At 67.8% G+C, this 18,669-nt stretch carries 17 protein-coding genes; 3 read left to right on the top strand and 14 right to left on the bottom strand.

What is annotated here, in order from left to right:
• Positions 1-2 precede the first annotated feature (2 nt).
• From ACFQ6S_RS32520 to ACFQ6S_RS32465, 12 genes are all read right to left on the bottom strand, one after another.
• The gene (locus tag ACFQ6S_RS32520) at positions 3-266 is read right to left on the bottom strand and encodes an acyl carrier protein (protein ID WP_383417787.1); all 264 of its coding nucleotides are present in this window, start codon (positions 264-266) and stop codon (positions 3-5) included.
• A complete protein-coding gene (locus tag ACFQ6S_RS32515; RefSeq protein ID WP_383417784.1) occupies positions 256-1,773 on the bottom strand; it encodes an AMP-binding protein in 1,518 nt (505 codons plus the stop codon). The genes ACFQ6S_RS32520 and ACFQ6S_RS32515 overlap by 11 nt, the downstream gene beginning before the upstream one ends.
• Positions 1,770-3,755 (bottom strand): class I tRNA ligase family protein, encoded by a 1,986-nt coding sequence (locus ACFQ6S_RS32510; protein ID WP_383417781.1) that lies wholly within the window; start codon positions 3,753-3,755, stop codon positions 1,770-1,772. The genes ACFQ6S_RS32515 and ACFQ6S_RS32510 overlap by 4 nt, the downstream gene beginning before the upstream one ends.
• A complete protein-coding gene (locus tag ACFQ6S_RS32505) occupies positions 3,752-4,819 on the bottom strand; it encodes an NAD(P)/FAD-dependent oxidoreductase (RefSeq protein WP_383417778.1) in 1,068 nt (355 codons plus the stop codon). The genes ACFQ6S_RS32510 and ACFQ6S_RS32505 overlap by 4 nt, the downstream gene beginning before the upstream one ends.
• Positions 4,807-6,147 carry a lysine N(6)-hydroxylase/L-ornithine N(5)-oxygenase family protein gene (locus ACFQ6S_RS32500; RefSeq protein ID WP_383417775.1) on the bottom strand — a complete coding sequence of 447 codons (1,341 nt, stop codon included), beginning with the start codon at positions 6,145-6,147 and terminating at the stop codon, positions 4,807-4,809. The genes ACFQ6S_RS32505 and ACFQ6S_RS32500 overlap by 13 nt, the downstream gene beginning before the upstream one ends.
• Before the next feature lie 165 nt (positions 6,148-6,312).
• The gene (locus ACFQ6S_RS32495) at positions 6,313-7,479 is read right to left on the bottom strand and encodes a saccharopine dehydrogenase family protein (RefSeq protein WP_383417773.1); all 1,167 of its coding nucleotides are present in this window, start codon (positions 7,477-7,479) and stop codon (positions 6,313-6,315) included.
• The gene (locus ACFQ6S_RS32490; protein WP_383417771.1) at positions 7,472-8,503 is read right to left on the bottom strand and encodes a saccharopine dehydrogenase; all 1,032 of its coding nucleotides are present in this window, start codon (positions 8,501-8,503) and stop codon (positions 7,472-7,474) included. The genes ACFQ6S_RS32495 and ACFQ6S_RS32490 overlap by 8 nt, the downstream gene beginning before the upstream one ends.
• Before the next feature lie 67 nt (positions 8,504-8,570).
• Positions 8,571-9,722 (bottom strand): acyl-CoA dehydrogenase family protein, encoded by a 1,152-nt coding sequence (locus ACFQ6S_RS32485; RefSeq protein ID WP_383417768.1) that lies wholly within the window; start codon positions 9,720-9,722, stop codon positions 8,571-8,573.
• A 161-nt stretch (positions 9,723-9,883) separates the two neighbouring features.
• Complete coding sequence (locus ACFQ6S_RS32480) at positions 9,884-11,236, bottom strand: hypothetical protein (RefSeq protein ID WP_383417765.1); 1,353 nt, start codon at positions 11,234-11,236, stop codon at positions 9,884-9,886.
• 181 nt (positions 11,237-11,417) lie between these two features.
• Entirely contained in the window at positions 11,418-12,191 is a 774-nt protein-coding gene (locus ACFQ6S_RS32475) for an SDR family NAD(P)-dependent oxidoreductase (protein WP_383417762.1), read from the bottom strand.
• Between the two features lie 58 nt (positions 12,192-12,249).
• Positions 12,250-13,494: an MFS transporter gene (locus tag ACFQ6S_RS32470; protein ID WP_383417759.1), complete on the bottom strand. Its 1,245-nt coding sequence runs from the start codon at positions 13,492-13,494 to the stop codon at positions 12,250-12,252.
• On the bottom strand, positions 13,491-13,619 hold the full coding sequence (locus tag ACFQ6S_RS32465; protein ID WP_383417757.1) for a hypothetical protein: 129 nt from the start codon (positions 13,617-13,619) through the stop codon (positions 13,491-13,493). Before ACFQ6S_RS32465 ends, ACFQ6S_RS32470 begins: the two co-directional genes overlap by 4 nt.
• Positions 13,620-13,996: 377 nt before the next feature.
• Here ACFQ6S_RS32465 and ACFQ6S_RS32460 point away from each other — a divergent pair, with 377 nt between their 5' ends.
• From ACFQ6S_RS32460 to ACFQ6S_RS32450, 3 genes are read left to right on the top strand one after another with little or no spacing between them, the layout of a single operon-like run.
• Positions 13,997-14,857 carry an alpha/beta hydrolase gene (locus ACFQ6S_RS32460; RefSeq protein WP_383417754.1) on the top strand — a complete coding sequence of 287 codons (861 nt, stop codon included), beginning with the start codon at positions 13,997-13,999 and terminating at the stop codon, positions 14,855-14,857.
• 7 nt (positions 14,858-14,864) lie between these two features.
• Positions 14,865-15,806 carry a 3-oxoacyl-ACP synthase gene (locus tag ACFQ6S_RS32455; RefSeq protein WP_383417751.1) on the top strand — a complete coding sequence of 314 codons (942 nt, stop codon included), beginning with the start codon at positions 14,865-14,867 and terminating at the stop codon, positions 15,804-15,806.
• A gap of 60 nt (positions 15,807-15,866) precedes the next feature.
• Complete coding sequence (locus ACFQ6S_RS32450; RefSeq protein ID WP_383417748.1) at positions 15,867-16,154, top strand: acyl carrier protein; 288 nt, start codon at positions 15,867-15,869, stop codon at positions 16,152-16,154.
• Positions 16,155-16,387: 233 nt separating this feature from the next.
• Here ACFQ6S_RS32450 and ACFQ6S_RS32445 read toward each other — a convergent pair whose 3' ends face one another.
• Both ACFQ6S_RS32445 and ACFQ6S_RS32440 read right to left on the bottom strand, forming a co-directional pair.
• Positions 16,388-17,443, bottom strand: coding sequence for an aminotransferase class I/II-fold pyridoxal phosphate-dependent enzyme (locus tag ACFQ6S_RS32445; protein ID WP_383417746.1), 1,056 nt, complete (start codon positions 17,441-17,443; stop codon positions 16,388-16,390).
• Between the two features lie 56 nt (positions 17,444-17,499).
• Positions 17,500-18,669, bottom strand: coding sequence for a homoserine O-acetyltransferase (locus tag ACFQ6S_RS32440; RefSeq protein ID WP_383417743.1), 1,170 nt, complete (start codon positions 18,667-18,669; stop codon positions 17,500-17,502).

The following is an 18,669-nucleotide window of genomic DNA, read 5'->3' as shown; positions in this document are numbered from 1 at the left end:
TCTCATCCCTTCTGGGAGGCGTGGGGCCTGAGGGCGTCGACGACGTCACCGAGGGTGCGCATGCCGGCGAGGTCGTCCTCGGTGAACCTGTCGAGACCGACCTCGGCCGCCTTGCACAGGGAAGTCAGGAACAGGACCTTGTTGAGGGAGGTGATCCCATAGGTCTGGACGAGGTCCTCGGCAGGGTCGAGGGCGACCGGGTCAGGATGGTCGCGTAGTACCTGGGAGAGCTTTTCGCGGGCCAGGGTGTCGAGGTCAGTGGGCATGGATACCTGCCTTTGGGTTGTCGATTGCGTCGCGGTGACGCTCGGCGATGCGCTTGCGGATCGGTTTGAACTGAGAAGTGAGCAGCCCGTTGTCGACGGTGAACGGCTCGTCGGCGACGATGACGCGGCAGATGCGCTCATCGGGTTCGGATGCGGCGTTCACCGAGCCGAGAGCCTCGGCGATCGCGGTGGTGTCGATCGGGCCCGGGTGGGGAGAGACGACGGCGACCAGTCCGGCCGGGCTGGGGCAGTACAGGACGCATTCGGCCACCGCACCGGTGTCACGGAAACGGGTCTCGACGGGCCTGACGATGATCTTCTTGGCGTTGTCGAGGACGATGACATCGTCGGTGCGTCCGAGGATGTACAGGAAGCCGTCCTCGTCGAGGCGGCCGAGATCCCCGGTGCGGACGATGCCGCCGGGTTTGAACATTCGTTCGCTGTCACCGGGGGCGGCGTAGGTGTAGGCGGTGTTGACCGGGTGGTCGCTGCGGACGCAGACGACACCCTCGTCGTCGATGATGATCTCCTTGCCGGGGAGAGGCCGGCCCACGCTGCCCTCACGATGGGCATCGGGGTGGTTCTTGGTGGTGATGCAGGTTTCGTTCAGGCCGTAGCCCTCGTAGAGGGGGAGGCCGACTTCGCCGTAGAACCTGAGCGTTGCCGGGTCGGCGGGAGCCGAGCCCGTCCACAGGTAGCGGATGCGGTCGCCGAAGAGTTCGGTGGCGGCCTTGGCGGGCTCGATGCCGTCGGCGAGGGTGCTTTCGAGGTGCCGTTTGGCGGTGTCGAAGAAGGCCGGGACACCCATGACGACTGTGGGGCGGACGGTCGGCATCACGGCGAAGACGGACTGGTAGGTCGTGATGGTGATGTCGTGCCCCCAATACAGCGCCGAATAGAGCCAGTAGCGCTGCTGAAGAAGCGAGAGGGGCAGAAAGGTGAGGATGTCGTCGCCCGGACGATGGCCGAAGAGACTCTGAACGGCGCGCAGCGAGGAGTCGATACTGCCGGCGGTGGCTTCAAGTCCCTTGGGGGCTCCGGTGGAGCCGGAGGTGAACTTGACGGTGGTGCATTCCGTGATGCCCCACTCTTCCGCGTCGAGAGCCTCGGTGGTTTCCTCGGCATCGTCGGCGATGGTCGAGATCGACAGCGCCCGGGGCGGGGCGTCATCGGACAGCGGAGCGTCGGTGTAGAGAAGGTCGAGGTCGTAGCGCTCGATCAGTCCGGTGTCGGGAGTGAACTTGCCGGGCTCGAAGCCGGCCGTCTGTGCCTTGATCATGAGGGCGGCGAGGTCGAGCAGCACCCATTCGAGACGGTTGGCCGAGAGGATGCCGATGCGGTCGCCCGCGCCGATGCCGCGCCGGCGCAGGGCTCCGGCGACGGCCTTGGCCCGGTCGTGGAACTCGGCCAGCGGCATGGTGGTGCGGTGGCCGAGGCCGGTGACGGTGATGGCGCCGTCGTGGGAGGGCCTGGTGGCGATGATGCGGTTGATGATCGATTCGGTCATCGCTGCTCGTCGGTGCCGAAGAAGCGGGTGCCCGCGAGGGTGCAGCGGCTGCCGGGCTCGACCAGGTCGGCCGTGTCGGGCCAGGTCGCGATCGCCGGGATGCCGAGGGCGGCGGCCAGCTTGGCCGAGAAGCGCGGCATCAGGGGAGCCGAAGCGGTGGCGAGGAGGCGGGCCGCGGCCAGTTCGAGAGCGATGGCGGTGCGGGCCTCGGAGCTCCATCGGTCGTCCTGGGCCAGGGCGGACTGCTGACGGGAGAAGGCACGGACGTCGGTGACGATGCCGTCGAGTGCGCTGGCGGCGGACCGCAGCGAGAAACCCTCGGAATTGAGTGCGCCGGTGACCTCGTCGAGCCGCAGCGACAGACGGGCCAGGAAGGCGGTGTGCTCGCTGGTCCAGGTGCCTGCGTCAGGGACGACGCCGCTGTACCGGCTGTCGATCCGGTCGCCCAGGCCGTTGAGCCATTCCTCCCACTGGCCGACGAGCGTGTCGGCGCAGGTGCGGTCGAATTCGGCGCGGCGAAAGTCGGTGCGCTCGCCCTCGGGGCGGGTGCGGGAGAGGTAGTAGCGGACGGCGTCGACGGTGTCGGGGGTGAGGATCTCCTTGCCCCAGATCGCGTGCCGCCGGCTGGTGGAGAACTTCTGGCCTTCGAGCAGGTAGAACTCGTTGACGTGGTAGTCGACGTCGGGGTTCCACTCCGGGAAGGCCAGCCGGTACAGGACCGGGTAGAGAATCGAGTGGTAGAAGCTGTTGTCGTAGCCGAAGAAGTGCACGATCTTCCAGTCGGGGGACGGCACCTCCTTCGACCAGTCCTCCCCCAGACCGGCGCCGAGCCGTTCGATGCCGTGCAGGAAGCCGTGGCTCATCTCCGGCCAGACCCAGATGACCTGGCCGTCCAGGTCGTCCTCGGCGGGCCGCACTCCCCAGTCGGAAGGGTGGGAGACCGGCAGGTCGAGCGTCTCGCGGGCGAAGACCCGCTGGGCCAGTTCGCGCAGGCGGACCGGGACACGGCCGAGCCGGTGGTGCTCGGCGACGGCGTCGGCGAACTCGTGCAACGGCAGCGTGTAGCGCTCGACTTCGGCGTTCTTCGGTGCGGTGCCGCTGATGCCGGAGGCCGGATCGACAAGGTCGGCCACGAGGTTGGGCTCGCCGCACTCCTCGCAGATGTTGCCACCGGTGCCGTGGGAACAGTTGGGGCAGGTGCCGCCGACGTTGACCTCGTAGAGGTACTCGCCCGTCTCGGAGTCGAGCAGGGCGGGCGTTGCCTTGGGGCCGACGTGTCCGGAATCGACCAGCCGGGTGAAGAAGCGCTGGAGGCCTTCGGGGTAGCCCTCGTCCGCGCTGGTGACGTAGTACTCGTCGACCTCGATGTCCATCGCCTTGAGCGTCGCGGCGATCTCGGCCGAGTAGTGGGCGGCGACCTCGGCGGGGGTGGAGTTCTCGCGAGCGGCAACGGCCGTGACGTAGCTCTGGAAGTCGTCGCTGCCGGTCAGGTGCCAGGCCCGGTTGCCGCTGAGGCGCTGGTAGCGGACGTAGACGTCGGCACCGAGGTAGGGACCGGAGAGGTGACCGAGATGAAGGTCGCCGTTGGGCGTCGGAGGAGTGGAGAACACGAACTGGGGACGGTCGGTGTGGTTCGCGCGAATGCGTGACAGCGCCGAGGCGCGAGCGCGGGCCGAGTCGCGCCAGTACTGGGTGAAGAAGACCAGGTCCGTCTCGCCGGTGTTGGTGATGGTGTGCGATTCGAAGGGCTCGAACAGAACCACGGTGCCGGGCCGGGCCGGGTGGGTGTGACCGTCGATGGCCAGCTCGCCCGTGCCCGCGACGATGACGAAGAACTCGGTCTCGTCGTGCTGGTGACTGGTGGAGGTGACGCCGGGGGCGACACGGCCCCAGCCGGCACCGACACCGAGGCCGTCGACCGAGGACATGTCGATGCCGAAGGCTTCGGACAGTTCGGATTCGCTGTAATAGTTCAGGATCATGACTGCCTCTGTCGTGGCTGGGAGAGGTTTGGGGTCGGTGTGAGATCCAGGGCGGCCACGGTCTCGGCGGCGATGGCGGGGGCCAGGCGGTAGCCGGAGCCGTTGGCGGCCCCGGCGAAGACCAGGCCCGGCCTCAGCTCGGCGACGACGGGTTCGCGGCTCGGGCTGTAGGCGTCGCAGAAGACCCGGCCCGAGTTGCACCGGGCCGCCAGGTCGGGCGCGAAGCGGCCCAGGACGGCTCGGGCATCGTCGAGGTCGGACCGCTCCAGGGCGAGTTCGACGTCGTCGGGGGCGACGTCCCAGCGATCGCAGGTGTAGCTGAACAGGAAGTGGCCGCGCCCGTGGAGCGGCAGGAGGAAGGCGTCCTCGTCCTGGAAGATCGTGAGCGGATCGTCGGGCGCGGGAGCCGATTCGAGATGGGCGGCGACGACCTTCTTGACGCGCAGGCCGAGCGGGGCGACCAGGTCGGCCCAGGCGGGGTGCGCGAGCCATGGACCGGGGGCCAGGACGACCCGCCGGGCGAGCAGCTCGCCCCCCTGGCCGAGGGTGAGGCGGTGGTACGCGCCGTCGGAGGAGAGTTCCGTGACCTCGGTTCCCTCCAGCACGGTCACCTGGTCGCGAAGACTTGCCAGCACGCGACCGGCGACTCCTTGGACGTCGGCGTAGTGGCACCCGTGCAGGGTCCAGGCACGGCCGCCCGGCGGAGCCGACCAGCCGCGGGCCGGGTCGGCCGGCGCGGTCTCGTCACCGAGTCGCAGGTAGGTGGTGGAGAGCGCGTCGGCGTCGCCGGTGGAGACGACGGTCGCGTCCACTTCACGGATCGGCAGGTCGAGTTCGGTGGCCAGGCGTCCCCAGACGTGGTGGGAGTGCTCGCTCATGGACCGGACGCGTGCGGTCGCACCGCGCGGGAAGTGGACACCGGCCGAGCGGCTGGAGGCGCCCTGGCCGATCAGGCCGCGTTCCAGGACGGCGACTCTCGCGTCGGGAAAGGCCGCGACCGCTTCGTGGGCGATGAGCGCACCGATCACTCCGCCGCCGACTATGGCAAGGTCTACAGGGTCCACTGTGTGCCCCGTCCGTTCTTGGCCGACCAGTCGATGAACGACATCGCCGGTTCGGGCGCGTCGATGCCCCGCAGGCGGTTGGCGATGCGCTGGGCCCGCCAGGCGTTCAGACTCAGGTTCACGTCGGGCAGGCCGCGCTGGCCGCGTACCGCGTTCTGCACGAAGATGTTCCGGTCCGGCGGGCCGTCCCAGCTGATCGCGTAGTCCTCGTCGACCCGGACCTCACCGTTCTCGGTCTCGACGCGGTCCATCAGGGGCTCCAGGAAGCGCTTGGGCGCGGGACGGAAGCCGGTCGCCCACACCACCGCGTCCACCGGAAGGCACTGGCTCTGACCGGACTCGTCGTTGTGATGCAGCGTCACTTCGAAGACACCGCTGGCCGTGCGGTCGGCGGACACCACGGTCCGGTTGGGCAGGAGCCCGAATCGGTGCTCGTCCCGCTCGATGAACTGGAGCCGGTACAGCTGCTGGTAGATGGCCCGCAGCGTCGACTCGGAGATCCCGTCCGAGCTCAGCATGTGGGCCGAGTTGAGCTCGGCACGCTTGGACTCGGAGAGCCGGTAGAAATAGTCCGAGTACCCCGGCATGTAGAAGTCGTTGGTGAAGGTCGAGTCGTCGATCGGGAAGTAGTTGCGCCGCCTGGAGACCCATGAGACCCAGGCCGGGCGCTCGGACTCGGGCCGCGAGATCAGGTCCAGGAATGCCTCGGCCCCGGACTGGCCACCGCCGACCACGGCGACCCGCTTGCCCGCCAGCTTCTTCGCCTGGCCCAGGAACTGGCTGACGTGGAAGTGGCCCGCGCCCAGGTGCGGGACGGCGAACTCGGGCACCCAGGGAACGGTGCCTACGCCCACGGCGATGTTGTCGGCGGTGACCTGGCGACGGTCGGTGGTGACGCGGAAGACTCCGTCGAACTCCACCCGTTCGACGGTCTCGGAGAAGGCCACGTTCTCGTTGTTCTCGGCCGCCCAGGCCAGGTAGTTGCGGAACTCGGTGCGCGGCACCTCGGCGAACTGGGCGTTGAGGAAGTGGTACATCCTGCCGTGCTCGTGCAGATAGGACAGGAACGAGAAGCGGTTGGTCGGGTCGGACAGGCTCACCAGGTCCTTGAAGATCGACACCTGGAGGGTCGCGCCGGTGATGAGCTGGTCGTCGTGCCAGGTGAAGCTCGGCTTGCGGTCGAGGAAAAGGTTCGGCTGCCCCGTGTCACCGTGCAGCAGTGCGGCCAGACTCAGGTTGGCTGGGCCTGCGCCGATGCCGACGAGCCGGAGGTGACTGGGCTGCTCGGCGGAAACGGACGCCGTCCTTGGCTTCGGTACAGGTCCCACGTCAAGTCCTTCCTGTGGTGGTGCAGGCTGTTGAGCCCGTTTCACGACGCCATGGCGGGGCCTGGCGTCGGCGGGCCGGCGAGATTCGCGGACGCGGATCCCGGCGATCACCGTGGCCGCCGGCGAGAAGGAGGCGGGCCATCGGTGTCTGGTCGTAGGTCGGGATCAGTGCTGTCGTTCCCGGTCGGTCGACTGCAGGGTGCAGCTCAGGCCGGCCCGGGCGAGCCGGTCGAGCCAGCGGCTCGCCTCATCGGTGTCGACGGCGGCCCGATGCAGGCCGGGCGGCAGGGCCGCGGCGAGCACGCGCTCGATGCCGGCGGCGACGGTGGTCGAGACACACCGGGCCATCGCGGTGTCGGTGTCGTCGCCGGTCACATCGAGCCGATAGCGGCCGGACCAGTGCCGGCCGTCGCCTTCGACGTCCAGGCCGACGGTGAGGACGACACGGTCGCGGTCGGTGTCGGTGGTCGGATACCGCTCGGCCAGTTCGTCGGCGAGGGCGGCGAGGCGTACGCGATCGCCGGCGGCGACGGTGTCGAAGACGCTCTTCCAGGCCGCCCTCCACCCCTGTGGACGGAGCGTGCCGCGGACGAAGGCGTCGGTGGACCAGCCTTGGGGGAACCCGTACTGGTCGATGAAGCCGACGCTGTCGCGGTTGGGATAGACCTCGAAGGCCTCACCGTCGAGCACCAGTTCCTCGGTGTCCTCCCAGGGCCGCTCGACCTCACGTACCTGGCCGTCACGCACGTAACGAGCGGGGGCGGTGAGGGCGGTCAGCACTCCCAGCGGGGCCCAGCTGAACTGGTAGCGGAACTCGTTCGGTTCGGCGGGTATACCGCCGCAGTAGGAGGCCAGCGAGACGCGATCGGCGCGGTCGCCGACCGCCTCGCGCGCCTGGGCGACGAGCAGGTGAGTCATGAGGTGGTCGATGCCGGGGTCGAGTCCGGCCTCGGTGAGGACCACCAGGCGCTGCGCCGCCGCCTCCTTCGACAGCTCCTCGATCTCGGGCGAGGTGTAGCTGGTGCAGGCGAAGTGGGCTCCGGCGTCGATGGCGGTCCGCAGCAGGTCGGGGTGGTGGCCGGCCGGGAGCATCGAGACGAGAACGTCACCGGGACGCAGCGTGGTTGCCAGGTCGTCGCGGTCGAGACCGCGCGTCTGCACCTGGGCTTGCGGGGCGAGCGTCTCAAGGCGGGCGTCGGCGCGTTCTCGGGTGCGGCCCCACAGGACGACCTCGGCCTCCTGGCCGAGAAGGTCGAGTCCGGTGCGGCCGGTCGACAGACCGGTGCCGACCCAATGGACGGTCCCCGTGGGTTGGATGGGAAGGTCAGACATTTTGGAGACCCGTCTCGCTCAGGGCGGTGTGAAAGGCTCGGCGGCTGCGTTCCCAGCAGTCGCCGTCGGGCAGCTGCGGTAGATACGGGGCCAGTTGGGCGGAGAAGTCGTCGCTGGCTTCGCGTGGCAGCAAGGTCGGAAGGTTGTCGATCGCGATGACCGAGAGGCCGTCGGCGACGGCACGGACCGGCTCGTCCCAGCTGGTGAGGCGGTCATAGACCGGCAGCAGATGGGTGGGGGCGCCGACGTCGCAGGTCACATCGACGATGAGCTTGAGGCGGCGGTCGGCTCGCAGGTGCTCGCGGGCCAGGAAGGGCTCGCCGGGTTCGCTGAGTTGGACGGCGTTGATGAGGATGTCGTGGTCGAGAATGGCCTCACGGTCGAGGTCGGTGGTCTCGGCCAGGTCCCACAGGGTCGCGTCGATGCCGGTGTGTTCGAGAGCGGCGCGGGCACCGCGGCCACAGCGTCCGCGGGCGCCGATGATGAGCACGCGCGGCGGCCTCGAAAGCGGGCCTAGGAAGCCGTCGAGTGCGCCCTTGGTGGTCGGTCGCAGTGGAGCGTCAAGGTCCCCGGTCCACTGCCGGACCGCCAGGGCGGCGCCGACGTAGCCCGCCCAGTGACCGAAGGCCGCGAGGCGCCGTCCGTGGGCGTCGGTGAGGTACTCCAGGTCGAGGATCTCGCCGCCCCCGGTCACGAAGCGGGCCAGGAGTTCCTCGGAACCCTGCTGCCCCTTGAAGGCGTGCGCGAAGAACAGGTGGCGGCCGCCGAGGGAGGTGGTGTCCTCGGGGAGGGCCTTCAGCCCGAGGACGTAGGCGTCGGCCGGCGCGTCGATCCACGAGTTGGCGGGGGCGGGCCGGGCGCCGGCGTCGAGGTAGCCGGCGATCGGGTGGCAGCGTACGGACGAGTGCTCGACGGTCACCTGCACGCCCTGCTTGATGAGCGTGGCGGTGTCGGCAGGGGTCAGTGGGGTGCGTTGCTCGCCGGGGTGGGTCTCGGCGCGCAGCCACAGGTGTGGTGACGTCATGGGTGTCTTCCCTTGTCGAGCACGGGGGTGCGGGCGTTCGGGGAGGTCGGGTACTGAAGGGGTCCCGTCATAGGGCGCCGGCGATCGTCATTTCGATCACTTCGGACGATCCCTCATAGATGCGCAGGGAACGGACCTGGCGGTAGAGCCGCTCCATCGGGCTGCCGGAGACGAGCCCGGCAGCGCCGAAGATCTGTACGGCGCTGTCGACGATCTCGCCGGCGGCCTCGGTGCCGTAGAGCTTGGCGGTCGAGGAGTGCTTGGCATGGTCGAGTCCGGCGTCCATCGCCCAGGCGGCGCGGGCGGTCAGCAGTGAGGCGGCCGAGAGTTTGACGTCCATACCCGCGAGAGAGGACTTGACGAGCTGGAGGTCCGCGAGCCGGCCTCCGTAGGCCTTGCGGGTACGGGCATGGTCGAGGGCGAGCCGGAAGGCGCGCCTGGCGAAACCGATCGCGGCGGCGGCCACGGTCGCACGAGCTCGTTCGAGCACGTCGAGAGCGACGACAAGGCCTTGGCCGCGTTCGCCGAGCACGGCCTCCGGGCCCACGCGGACATCGGTGAACCTCAGTTCGGCCCATGAGCGGGGCGCGATCGCGTCGATGGGCTCGGCTTCGAAGCCGGGGGCGCCGCGATCGACGAGGAAGGTGGTCAGGCCCAGCGGGCCGGGTCCGTCTCCGGTGCGGGCCAGGACGACACACACGTCGGCGATGTCGCCCTGTGCGATCCACGTCTTGGTTCCGTTGAGGACGAATCCGTCCCCGTCGGGGGTCGCTTCGAGCACCACGGCGGCGAGGTCGGAGCCGGCCCCGGGCTCGGAGACGGCCAGCGCCCCCGCACTGGTCCCGGCGGCCAGGCCGGGCAGATAGCGGCGACGCTGCCGGTCCGTGCCGTGGCGGGCGATCGCGGCGGCGGTGAGCTCCTGGATCGAGTAGGTGAAGTCGGCCAGGTCCTCGTGGTACGCCAGGGCCTGGCGTCTGAGACACAGGGACCTGACGTCGGAGTCCGGCTGGTCGGGGTCGAGATGGCGCAGCCAACCCGACCGGCCGAGTTCGGTGAGCATGGCCCGGCCGGTGGCGGCCGGATCGGCGGTGTCCAGGCTCGCCCATGCCTTGGCCCGGTCTTCGCACCACCGCACGATCTCGTCGGTGAGGCTGCGGTGAGCGTCGTCGAACAGCGGCAGGGCGAGGACATCGGGATCGAACACTTCGGAGACACTCATCGTGATCCTCACTCGGATAAGAATTCGGCGTGCCGCATTGAAATGACGCTACGGTCATCCCGGCATCCTGCGCGTCCGCGACAAGTTCATCCACCGCGACGTATGGCGGCTACCGTGCTCCCCCGCGGCTGCGTATCTCGCTTACACCCACCGGCGAAGAGTCACGGACGCGGAATCGGGCCTACGTGGAATCCGGACCCGAGGAGCGCTCCGCGGCCGAGGTTGAGCACCTCTATTTCCCCGTCAGCGGGGGCACAACGGGTGAGCAACCCGCCATATCCCGATGCCATCAGGATCACTCCCCAGTTGACGACCCAGGGCCGAACTCCGCCGTCCGGCTCCGGAAAGGGCTCAGGTATCGCGTGGATTCGCCTCTGCAGCACATAAGGGCCGTCCAGGGCATCGAGCAGCAGCCGGCGCCAGTCTTCCGGGGTGACTTCCGGTGACCAGCCTGGAACCACACCCTGCCCGCCGTGCAGCAGAGTGGGCTTGAGGATGAGCTCGTGCTGGTTGGCCAATGCATGGTCCAGCAAGGAACCTTCGCTACCGTCATCCAGAATGACGCGACCGGATGTCACCGATGAAGTCCAGGGAAGCAGCCGGTCGATGACATCCAGTTCTTCGTCCGAGAACAGATGCCGGTGTGTGCGATCGGAGAGCATGGCCAGCGATGCCTTGCTGCCGTACAGTTCGGACTCCAGTGAGGTGAACATGCGTACCTCACCGTCTTCCAGCGCCCCGAGCAAGGGCTCCAGCACTGCGTCGGCATTGTCGTCGAGCAGGTCCTCCATCATGAAATAACGGTAGACGATGTCAATGGGCTGATCCTCCAGCCACAGCTTGCCGTCACGCCTCTCGAGCTGCCCGGCGTGACACAGATGCGCGTCCAGTCCGTGAGCAGTCCACAACTTTGCGAGGGCGCTCATGTACGCCCTCATCTCCTCAAGGTTTGAGGGCCATTCGGTAAGTGCGATGACGGGGCGAGCGTCGGGCGCCAGTCCCATCTCGTGCCGGATCGTGCGGACCTGCTCCGCCGCCGTGTCGACGTACTGAAGTCCTTCTTCCGCGGCGAATCGGCTGAACTCGGGGTCCGCCAGGGTTCCACGGCATATGTCTCCGCTGTCCCAGCCGATCGTGCTCCCCATGTTGAATTCCATGAGGCGGAAACCCGACCCGTCGGAGTAGAGATCCGCCCGCCCCATGCTGGTCGGCGAGTTCGAAACGGCGGCCGAGGAGCGCTCGATGGCGCGTATCTGCGCCTTCTCCATCCCGTTGGCACTGGCGAACGCGGCGATGTCGCCGTCGAACAGAAGCTGTGGGAGGCGATAGAGCGCGCCGCGCAGCGTCTCCAGGTCCCGGGTCAACTGGTCGATCTCCGCCGCGGAGAAGAACACCGGACGGGGCGCGTACACCCCGGTGGTGAATACATGAGTGAACTCACTCACGTCCGCCGGCTCCAGGACCCGTCCTATCTTCTCCAGGTATCTATCGGTCAGTGCGAGGTCACGTGACATCTTCCGTAGCTCCTCTCTCTACCTTCATTCACAGATTGGCACGGGCCGGGTTCGAATTGACTAAGCGAGATACGCAGTCGCAGCGGAGGAAAGTCATCGCAATGCGTCCTTGCGAATGAGCTTGCCGCGAAAGGGCCTGCCCGGCGGATCCCGCCGGACAGGCCCTGGTGTCGGTGAACGCTCACCTGCCGATGAGGTGCTGCTGGCCCTGCGGGCGCATGCGCAGGCTGTGCTGGCCGCCGTCCACGGCGAGCATCATGCCCACGGAAGCGCTCGACAACGGGCTTGCCAGGTAGGCGATCGCGCCCGCCACCTCGTCGGCGGTCACCAGACGGCCCGGCGCCAGGAACTCGAGCATCGACTCCCGTGCGGCCTCCGGATTCACCGTCCCGTTGAGCTGCTTCTCCACCCACGGGGTGTCCGCCGTGCCCGGGGCGACGCAGTTGACCCGGATGCCCTCGCGGGCGTGGTCCGCCGCCATGGCCAGCGTCAGGGAGTACACCGCGCCCTTGCTGGTCGAATACAGCGCCCTCATCTGGTGGCCGGCCCATGCCACGATCGAGCAGGTGTTGACGATCGCCGCGGCGGGCGACTTCCGCAGATGAGGCAGCGCGTGCCGGGCGACCCTGACCATCCCGACCACGTTGACGTTCAGTACGTGCAGCCACTCGTCGTCGCCGTTCGTGGCGACATCCCCGACCGCGGGGATCCCGGCGTTGTTCACCACCACGTCCAGGCGGCCGAACCGCTCGACCACGGTGTCCACGGCGGACTTGACCTGGGCGTCGTCGCTGACGTCGGCCGCGATGCCGAGGATGCCGTCCGGGAGCCCGTCCGGCTTGAGATCGAGTACGGCAACCGTGGCTCCCCTGCTCTGCAGCAGCTTCGCCGTGGCCAGACCGATGCCCTGCGCACCGCCGGTAACGATCGCCACAAGTCCTGCGAAATCACTCATATATGCTCTCCTGTTCATTTCAGACCATTGGGAAAACAGCTACGGCGCAGCGCGGCGCTCAGGATTTCGGTTCGCTCGCTGCGGAGACCGGGGGGCGAAGTCGCAGACAGAGCTGGACACTCACCAGCCCCAGCAAGCCGACCAGGGTCCACAGCACCCATGGGCCGATCGCGTACACGGCACCGCCGATGACCGGTCCGGCGCCCGTACCCATCGTGTATGCGGCGCCGTACAACCCCTGGTAGCGCCCGACCATCCCCGGCGGCGTCAGACTCACCAAGTGGGCCTGGACGATGGAGGAGTACACCATCTCGCCGAACGTCCAGATCAGCACCGCCACCGCCAGCAGGCCCATTCCGGTGGTGAACCCGGTCAGCACGAGACCGACACAGGTGAACAGGTTGCCGACGGCCAGTACGTACTCCGGCCGGTACCGGGAGACCACGCTGATGATGGGCAGCTCCAGCAGCACCACCAGCAGACCGTTGAGCCCCATGAGAAGACCGAAGTGACGCTCGTTCAGGCCCACGTCGTTGACGTGCAGGGGCAGGCCGACGGTGGTCTGGATGTAGACGAACATGGCGAACACGGTCATCAGCAGGAAGCGCACCAGGGTGCGGTCGGCGAGCGCCTGCCGGTATCCCACCGTCCGGTCCGCCTGCTTGTCCGCGTCGTCCTGGTCGGACCGCGGCTGGGACGAACCCGGCAGCAGCACCGTCACGATCACGCCGAACAGCAGGAGTGCGGCGGCCTCTCCCAGGAAGAGCCCCACGTAGGAGATGCTGGCCACCACACCGCCGAGGACACCGCCCAGGGCGGCGCCGATGTTCTGCGCGAACCGGAGCACCCCGAAGGCGGCGAGCCGTTGCTCGGGCCGCTCCACGGCGTCGACCAGCACCGCGGCCATGGCCGGCCGGTGGATCTGCGACATCACGCCGATGAGACCGACCACGACGATGATGAGCGGGAGCGGTCCGACGAACGGCACGATCGCTGTCAGCCCGGAAGTGGCCACGACGGACAGCAGGATGGCCGCTCGCCGGCCGATGGTGTCGGTGAGATAGCCGCCGATGACGTGGCCGAGCACACTGCCCACACCGGACGCGCCCAGCACCAGCCCCGCGGCCCCGGCGGAATGGCCGCGCTGGGTCAGGTAGAGCACGATGAACACGGGCAGGAAGCTGCCGACCTGGAGGATCAGGGTTCCGAGACTGATGACCCAGACCCGGCGGGGCAGGCCGCGCAGAGTGTCACGGAAACGCGGCTCGTCGACGCTCGACCGGTCCGACGCCGCGGTGTTCACGCGACTGACTCGGTGCGCACGTGGATCGCCACGGCCGGCTGTCCACCGTGGGCGATCGCTTCGGCGGCGGCGCCCCAGGCGCCGGCCGAGAACCGTTGGCTGGCGAGTACGACATTCTTGGACAACCTGGCTCCTTAACCTACGCGTGCGGTACGCCGCATATCGACAGGCTTCCCGCAGGTTCTCTGTGTGGGGGGACTGTTGACGTAGAGGTGGTCACGTTCTATTTCTCGCAGCAAAGAACGCTACGGCCGCAGCGATGCCAGGTACGTCCGCGACAGGTTCAATTACCGGGACGCATTGCGTTGACCTTTCTCCCCTGCACCTAAGCACCACGCTTACCCCGGTGCGGCCCCCGCCCGTGCAATCTTGATGCTGGTCCGATGGAAGCATTGTGCAGCGTTGGCGCCGAATAACTGGGAGAGTTTGAATGCCGCTTGATCCAATCGTTGCGGGAGTCAGAAACTATCGTGCTGCAACCGGGTTCACGCCGCTTTACACAATGTCGGTGGACCAGGCCCGGCACGCGGATCGGGAAACCGAGGCCGAGAACTGGGATTGGCACAAACAACCCGACGAGGTATTCGATCTGGAAATCCCCGGCCCGGCCGGTCCGCTGCCGATCAGGGTGTACCGTCCGCAGAGCGACGGCCCGCTTCCCGTGGTGGTGTACTTTTTCGGCGGCGGTTGGGTCGTCGGCTCCCTGGACACCTCGGACGCGATCTGCCGTGCGCTGTCCCCCATGGTTCCCTGCGTGATCGTGTCCGTGGGCTACCGACTGGCGCCCGAGCACCCGTTCCCGGCAGCCATCGACGACTGCTACGCCGGCCTGAAATGGGTGGCGGAGAACGCGTCTCAGCTCGGTGGCGACAGTGGACGCATGGCCGTCGCGGGAGACAGCTCCGGCGGCAATCTGGCCGCGGCGATGGCCCTGAAGGCGCGAGATGAAGACGGACCCTCGCTCGCCGCCCAGGTGCTCGTCTACCCGCCGACGCTCAACGACGCGGTGACGCAGTCCATGCGCGACCACAGAGATCCGATGTTCTTCAACGCCATCTCGTCCGCATGGTTCTGGGACCACTACCTCGCCGAGCCGGCCGACGGAGACTCCCCTTTGGCCTCACCGCTCAAGGCGGCCGACCACAGTGGACTTCCTGCGACGCTGATGATGACGGCCGAGTACTGCCCGCTGCATGACGAGGGCGAAGCCTACGCGGAATCGCTGTCGAGCGCGGGTGTGCCGGTCGAGTATCACCGTTATGCGGACCTGACGCACGGTTTTCTGGCCATGGCCTCAGTACTCGAAACGGCCAGGGACGCGTTCGAAGTGATCGCCGAATTCCTGCGCCAGCGGTTGAGGTGAGATGAACGTGGCTGAAACCACCGGCGTGGTGATACGTGCGCCCAGGTATGTGCTCGGCGAGAGCGCGATGAAGCACACCGAGATCGAGGGATTCACCGATTTCGTCGACCAACGGCGGATGGTGCCCGACGCCCAGATGTGGGGATGGGGCACGGTTCACCGTACGGCACTCGACACGGCCGCTCTCGCCGTACGAGCCGGCCTGCAGACATTGCGGGCGGCAGCCGTCGAGCCGGGCGAAGTCGACGCGCTCGTACTGTGCTCCACCACCTTTCCCTCCGAAGTCTCGGCGCACGGTGAGCTGATTGCGTCGGTCCTCCGCGGGCTGGAGCTCGGGGCTGTTCCGGTTACCGGCGTCACGCTGAACCGGTGCGCGAACTTGCTGACCGGACTGCAGGTCGCCGCCGCGATGGTCGCCGCGGGCCGCCATCGGAACGTACTGGTGATCACGGCGGACCGGGTGGCCGCCGAATCCGAGCGGATCACCGACTTCGCTCTGTTCAGCGACGGTGCGGCCGGTTGCCTGGTCACGCAGCGGTCGGACGGCGCTTCGGAATCCTACGAATGGGTCGCCGACGCCTGCGCCCAGGACCCGGCTGCGCTCGGCCGAGGCAACGAGATCAGCGCCGATCTGACCAGAGTCGCCAACCAGCGGCTGTTCGCCGAGACCGGCATCGGCATCGAGGCGATCGACGGCCTGCTGCACAACAACATCTATCTGCCGGTCGTGACGATGAAGGAAGTGCAGGCCGGCTTCGATCAATCCCAGTTGGACACATCGAACATCGCCAGGGTCGGACACTGCTTTGCCGCGGACCCGCTGATCAACCTCGTCGATCGACGGTCCGCCGGCTCCGTCCGGGCGGGCGGGCACTACCTGCTGGCATCGAGCGTGTCCGGGCTGCGGGTGTGCGTCCTGCTGCGTGCCGACGCCGACACGAACCCATGAAGGAGTCACCGAAATGCAGAAAATGATCATTCCGGCCCGTGTCGACCAGGGTCGGTCGCAGTGAGTTCCGCGTCCGGCCAGAACCGGGTCGTCGACGTCGACGCCGGGCCGACCACGCTGCTGTGGCTGCGGACCACGGTCCGGGAGATCTTGCAGTTGGCCGAGTCCGAAGATGTCGACACGCGGACACTGCGCGAGCTGGGCGCCGGCTCGCTTCAGGTGGTCGCCGTACAGTTCCGCATCCTCCAGGAGACCGCGGTCAATGTGGAGATGGACGAGCTGGTCGGTGCTTCGCACATCGCGGATCTCGCCATGCTGATCGACGTGCGCAGGCCGGCCACGCGCTAGCCGAACAGCCGGTCGATCTTGAACGGTCACCACCACCCGCGGTCCGCCCCATGAGCGGACCGCGGGTATCTCTTTTGACGTCGCCTCGTACCCGGAGAAGCTCCGCGAAACGTCGAAGGCGCCCGCTGTACCAACTCCGCCAGGAAGGCGTTGAGTTGATGCGGGCGCCGAACAGCTTGTGGGCTGAGCTCGACATCGAGGGCGTCATCCGTGGCCGGCGTGCCTCGGACCGGTCACACATGCTCCAGCTGCGTCAGAGAGTCCTTGAGGTTGGCCAGCTCCGCGGCGGTGGGGGCCGTGACCCGCAGTCCGGAGACCCGCCCCGGCTGCCGCCCGTCGAGGGCCCGCACGGCCACACCGTGGTCGAGGAAGAAGCGGTGACCCTCGATGGGGTCGTCGGTGGCGATGAAGCGGTAGTGGACGGGGACGCCGCGCACCAGGCCCGGGAACCGGTCGCCGATGATCTCCTCCAGGCCGGCGGCGTTGCTCAGCAGCGCGGACCGGGTGCGCTCGGCCCATTCGGTCTCGGCCAGAGCGGCCGTCGCCAGTACGGCGTCGACATGGGAGAGCGTCCAGTTGAGCTTGCGCTCGGCCACCCTTCGGAAGATCTCGGAGTTCAACGTCCACAGCGCCCCGGTACGCGTGCCGGCGATACCGAAGAACTTGTTCGGCGAGCGCAGCACCACCACATTCGACAGGCCGCTCTGCGTCATCGAGAGTTCGGCGTGGTCGGGCAGGAATTCGATGTACGCCTCGTCGACGATGAGAACCGAGTCCGGGTTGGCGCGGCAGATCTCGATCAGGTCGTCTCGGTGCAGATAGAAACCCAGTGGATTGTTCGGGTTGGACAGCATGACGTACGGATAGGTGCGCATCGCCAGGTCCACCCGGTCCAGGCGTGACCGGGGCGTCTCCATGGTTCCCGCCGGGGGGTCGAGATGCGTGGGGAACCATCGGATGGTGTCGGTGTAGTCAGGCGTGATGACGGCGACCTGCTCCGTCGGAAGCAGCTGTGCGAGGACGCGGATGAACTCGGTGATCCCGCGTCCGGGTATCAACCGGTCCGACGCCGTTCCCATGAACTCCGCATAGGCTTCGGTGAAGCTCTCCTCGGAGCCGTAGGGGTGTGCGAGAAGGTGTTCCGGCTTGATGGAACGCAGGGCTGTCTCCACGGCGGGTGGAGGGCCGTAGCGGTTCACACAGGTACCCAGGTCCAGATACTCCCGGGCGGGGAGATTCCTCAAGTCCCCGCCCTGTGCGTCCAGTACGGTCGGCGCGTAGTCAATCAAGGCATGTCCCTACAGACGTTGCGGATGATGGATCGAATGGCTTGGGGCGGAGGGCGTCACACGACCGACGGCGCGAGAATGTCGCTCATCTCCCGCAGATATCCGGGGACGTTGAGCAGGAAGGCGTCGTGGCCGGCGGGCGAGGTGCTGTCCCGGTAGTGGGTGACCGTCGTCAGTCCGGTGGCCGTCAGCTGCGCCAGGAGCGCGCTGGTGACCGTGTGGCCGAAGAGCCGGTCCGAAGCGAAGCTGAACACGTGGACCGCCGGGTCGTCGTCCGGTGTGAGGGCGTGCGGGCGGTCGAAGGCGTTGAACCGGTCCATCGCGGTCGTCAGATGGAGATAGCTGTTGGCATCGAAGCGGTCCACGAACTTGCGAGCCTGGTGTTCGAGATAGCGCTCGATGGCATAGCGGCCGTGGGCCGGGCCGGTGGGTTCGCGGCCGGGTTGGACGGTACGCCCGAACTTCTTCTCCAGCGATTCGGGAGACATGTAGGTGAGATGGGCGACCATCCGCGCGATACCGAGGCCGTCGCGTGGACCCGCTTCGATGAGGTCGTCCACATAGCGACCGCCGTCGAAACGCGGGTCGGAGCGGATCGCCGCTCTGCCGACCGCATGGGCCGCCAGGCCGTCGGCGGTGAGACAGGCCGCCGTACCGATGAGGAAGAAGCGCCCCGCGTCGCCGGGGTGACGCAGAAGCCACTCCAGCGCCTGCATGCCGCCCAGCGAGCCGCCGACCACCGAGTGCAGGCGATCGATGCCGAGATGGGCGAGCAGCGCCCGGTGCACGGTGACCATGTCCGAGACCGTGACCTCGGGAAAGTCAGGGCCCAGCGGGCGTCCGGTCTCCCCCGGGGACAGCGGGCCCGTCGTCCCCGCGCAGCCGCCCAGGACGTTGGCGCTCACGACGTGGAAGGTGTCGGTGTCGATCGGCCGGCCCGGACCGACCATCAGGTCCCACCACCCCGGTATGTCGTCCGGGTCATGCCGTGCCGGGTGCGAGTCCCCGGTGAGGGCATGGCAGACGAACACCGTGTTGTCGTGGTGCCGTGACGGGGTCCCGTACTCCTCGTACGCGACCTGCACACGGGAGAGCGTACGGCCCGACTCCAGAATGAGCGGATATTCCGGGGTGAAGAGAGTGGCGATCTTCAGATGACGGCTGAGAGTGGCGGGAATACCGGATACGGCAGCCCTGTGGTCTTCGATGACGGGAAACGCGTTCAA

It is taken from the genome of Streptomyces sp. NPDC056479, assembly GCF_042795335.1.
Classification (GTDB): domain Bacteria; phylum Actinomycetota; class Actinomycetes; order Streptomycetales; family Streptomycetaceae; genus Streptomyces.
The sequence above is the reverse complement of the archived record's forward strand: the minus strand, read 5'-3'. Positions and strand labels throughout refer to the sequence as shown.

Bases quoted from the DNA above. Each gene is read 5' to 3' on its own strand.
- ACFQ6S_RS32515 (WP_383417784.1), bottom strand. From the start codon at position 1,773: ATGACCGAATCGATCATCAACCGCATCATCGCCACCAGGCCCTCCCAC.
- ACFQ6S_RS32490 (WP_383417771.1), bottom strand. From the start codon at position 8,503: ATGACGTCACCACACCTGTGGCTGCGCGCCGAGACCCACCCCGGCGAG.
- ACFQ6S_RS32460 (WP_383417754.1), top strand. From the start codon at position 13,997: ATGTCGGTGGACCAGGCCCGGCACGCGGATCGGGAAACCGAGGCCGAG.
- ACFQ6S_RS32520 (WP_383417787.1), bottom strand. From the start codon at position 266: ATGCCCACTGACCTCGACACCCTGGCCCGCGAAAAGCTCTCCCAGGTA.
- ACFQ6S_RS32475 (WP_383417762.1), bottom strand. From the start codon at position 12,191: ATGAGTGATTTCGCAGGACTTGTGGCGATCGTTACCGGCGGTGCGCAG.
- ACFQ6S_RS32480 (WP_383417765.1), bottom strand. From the start codon at position 11,236: ATGTCACGTGACCTCGCACTGACCGATAGATACCTGGAGAAGATAGGA.
- ACFQ6S_RS32510 (WP_383417781.1), bottom strand. From the start codon at position 3,755: ATGATCCTGAACTATTACAGCGAATCCGAACTGTCCGAAGCCTTCGGC.
- ACFQ6S_RS32495 (WP_383417773.1), bottom strand. From the start codon at position 7,479: ATGTCTGACCTTCCCATCCAACCCACGGGGACCGTCCATTGGGTCGGC.
- ACFQ6S_RS32485 (WP_383417768.1), bottom strand. From the start codon at position 9,722: ATGAGTGTCTCCGAAGTGTTCGATCCCGATGTCCTCGCCCTGCCGCTG.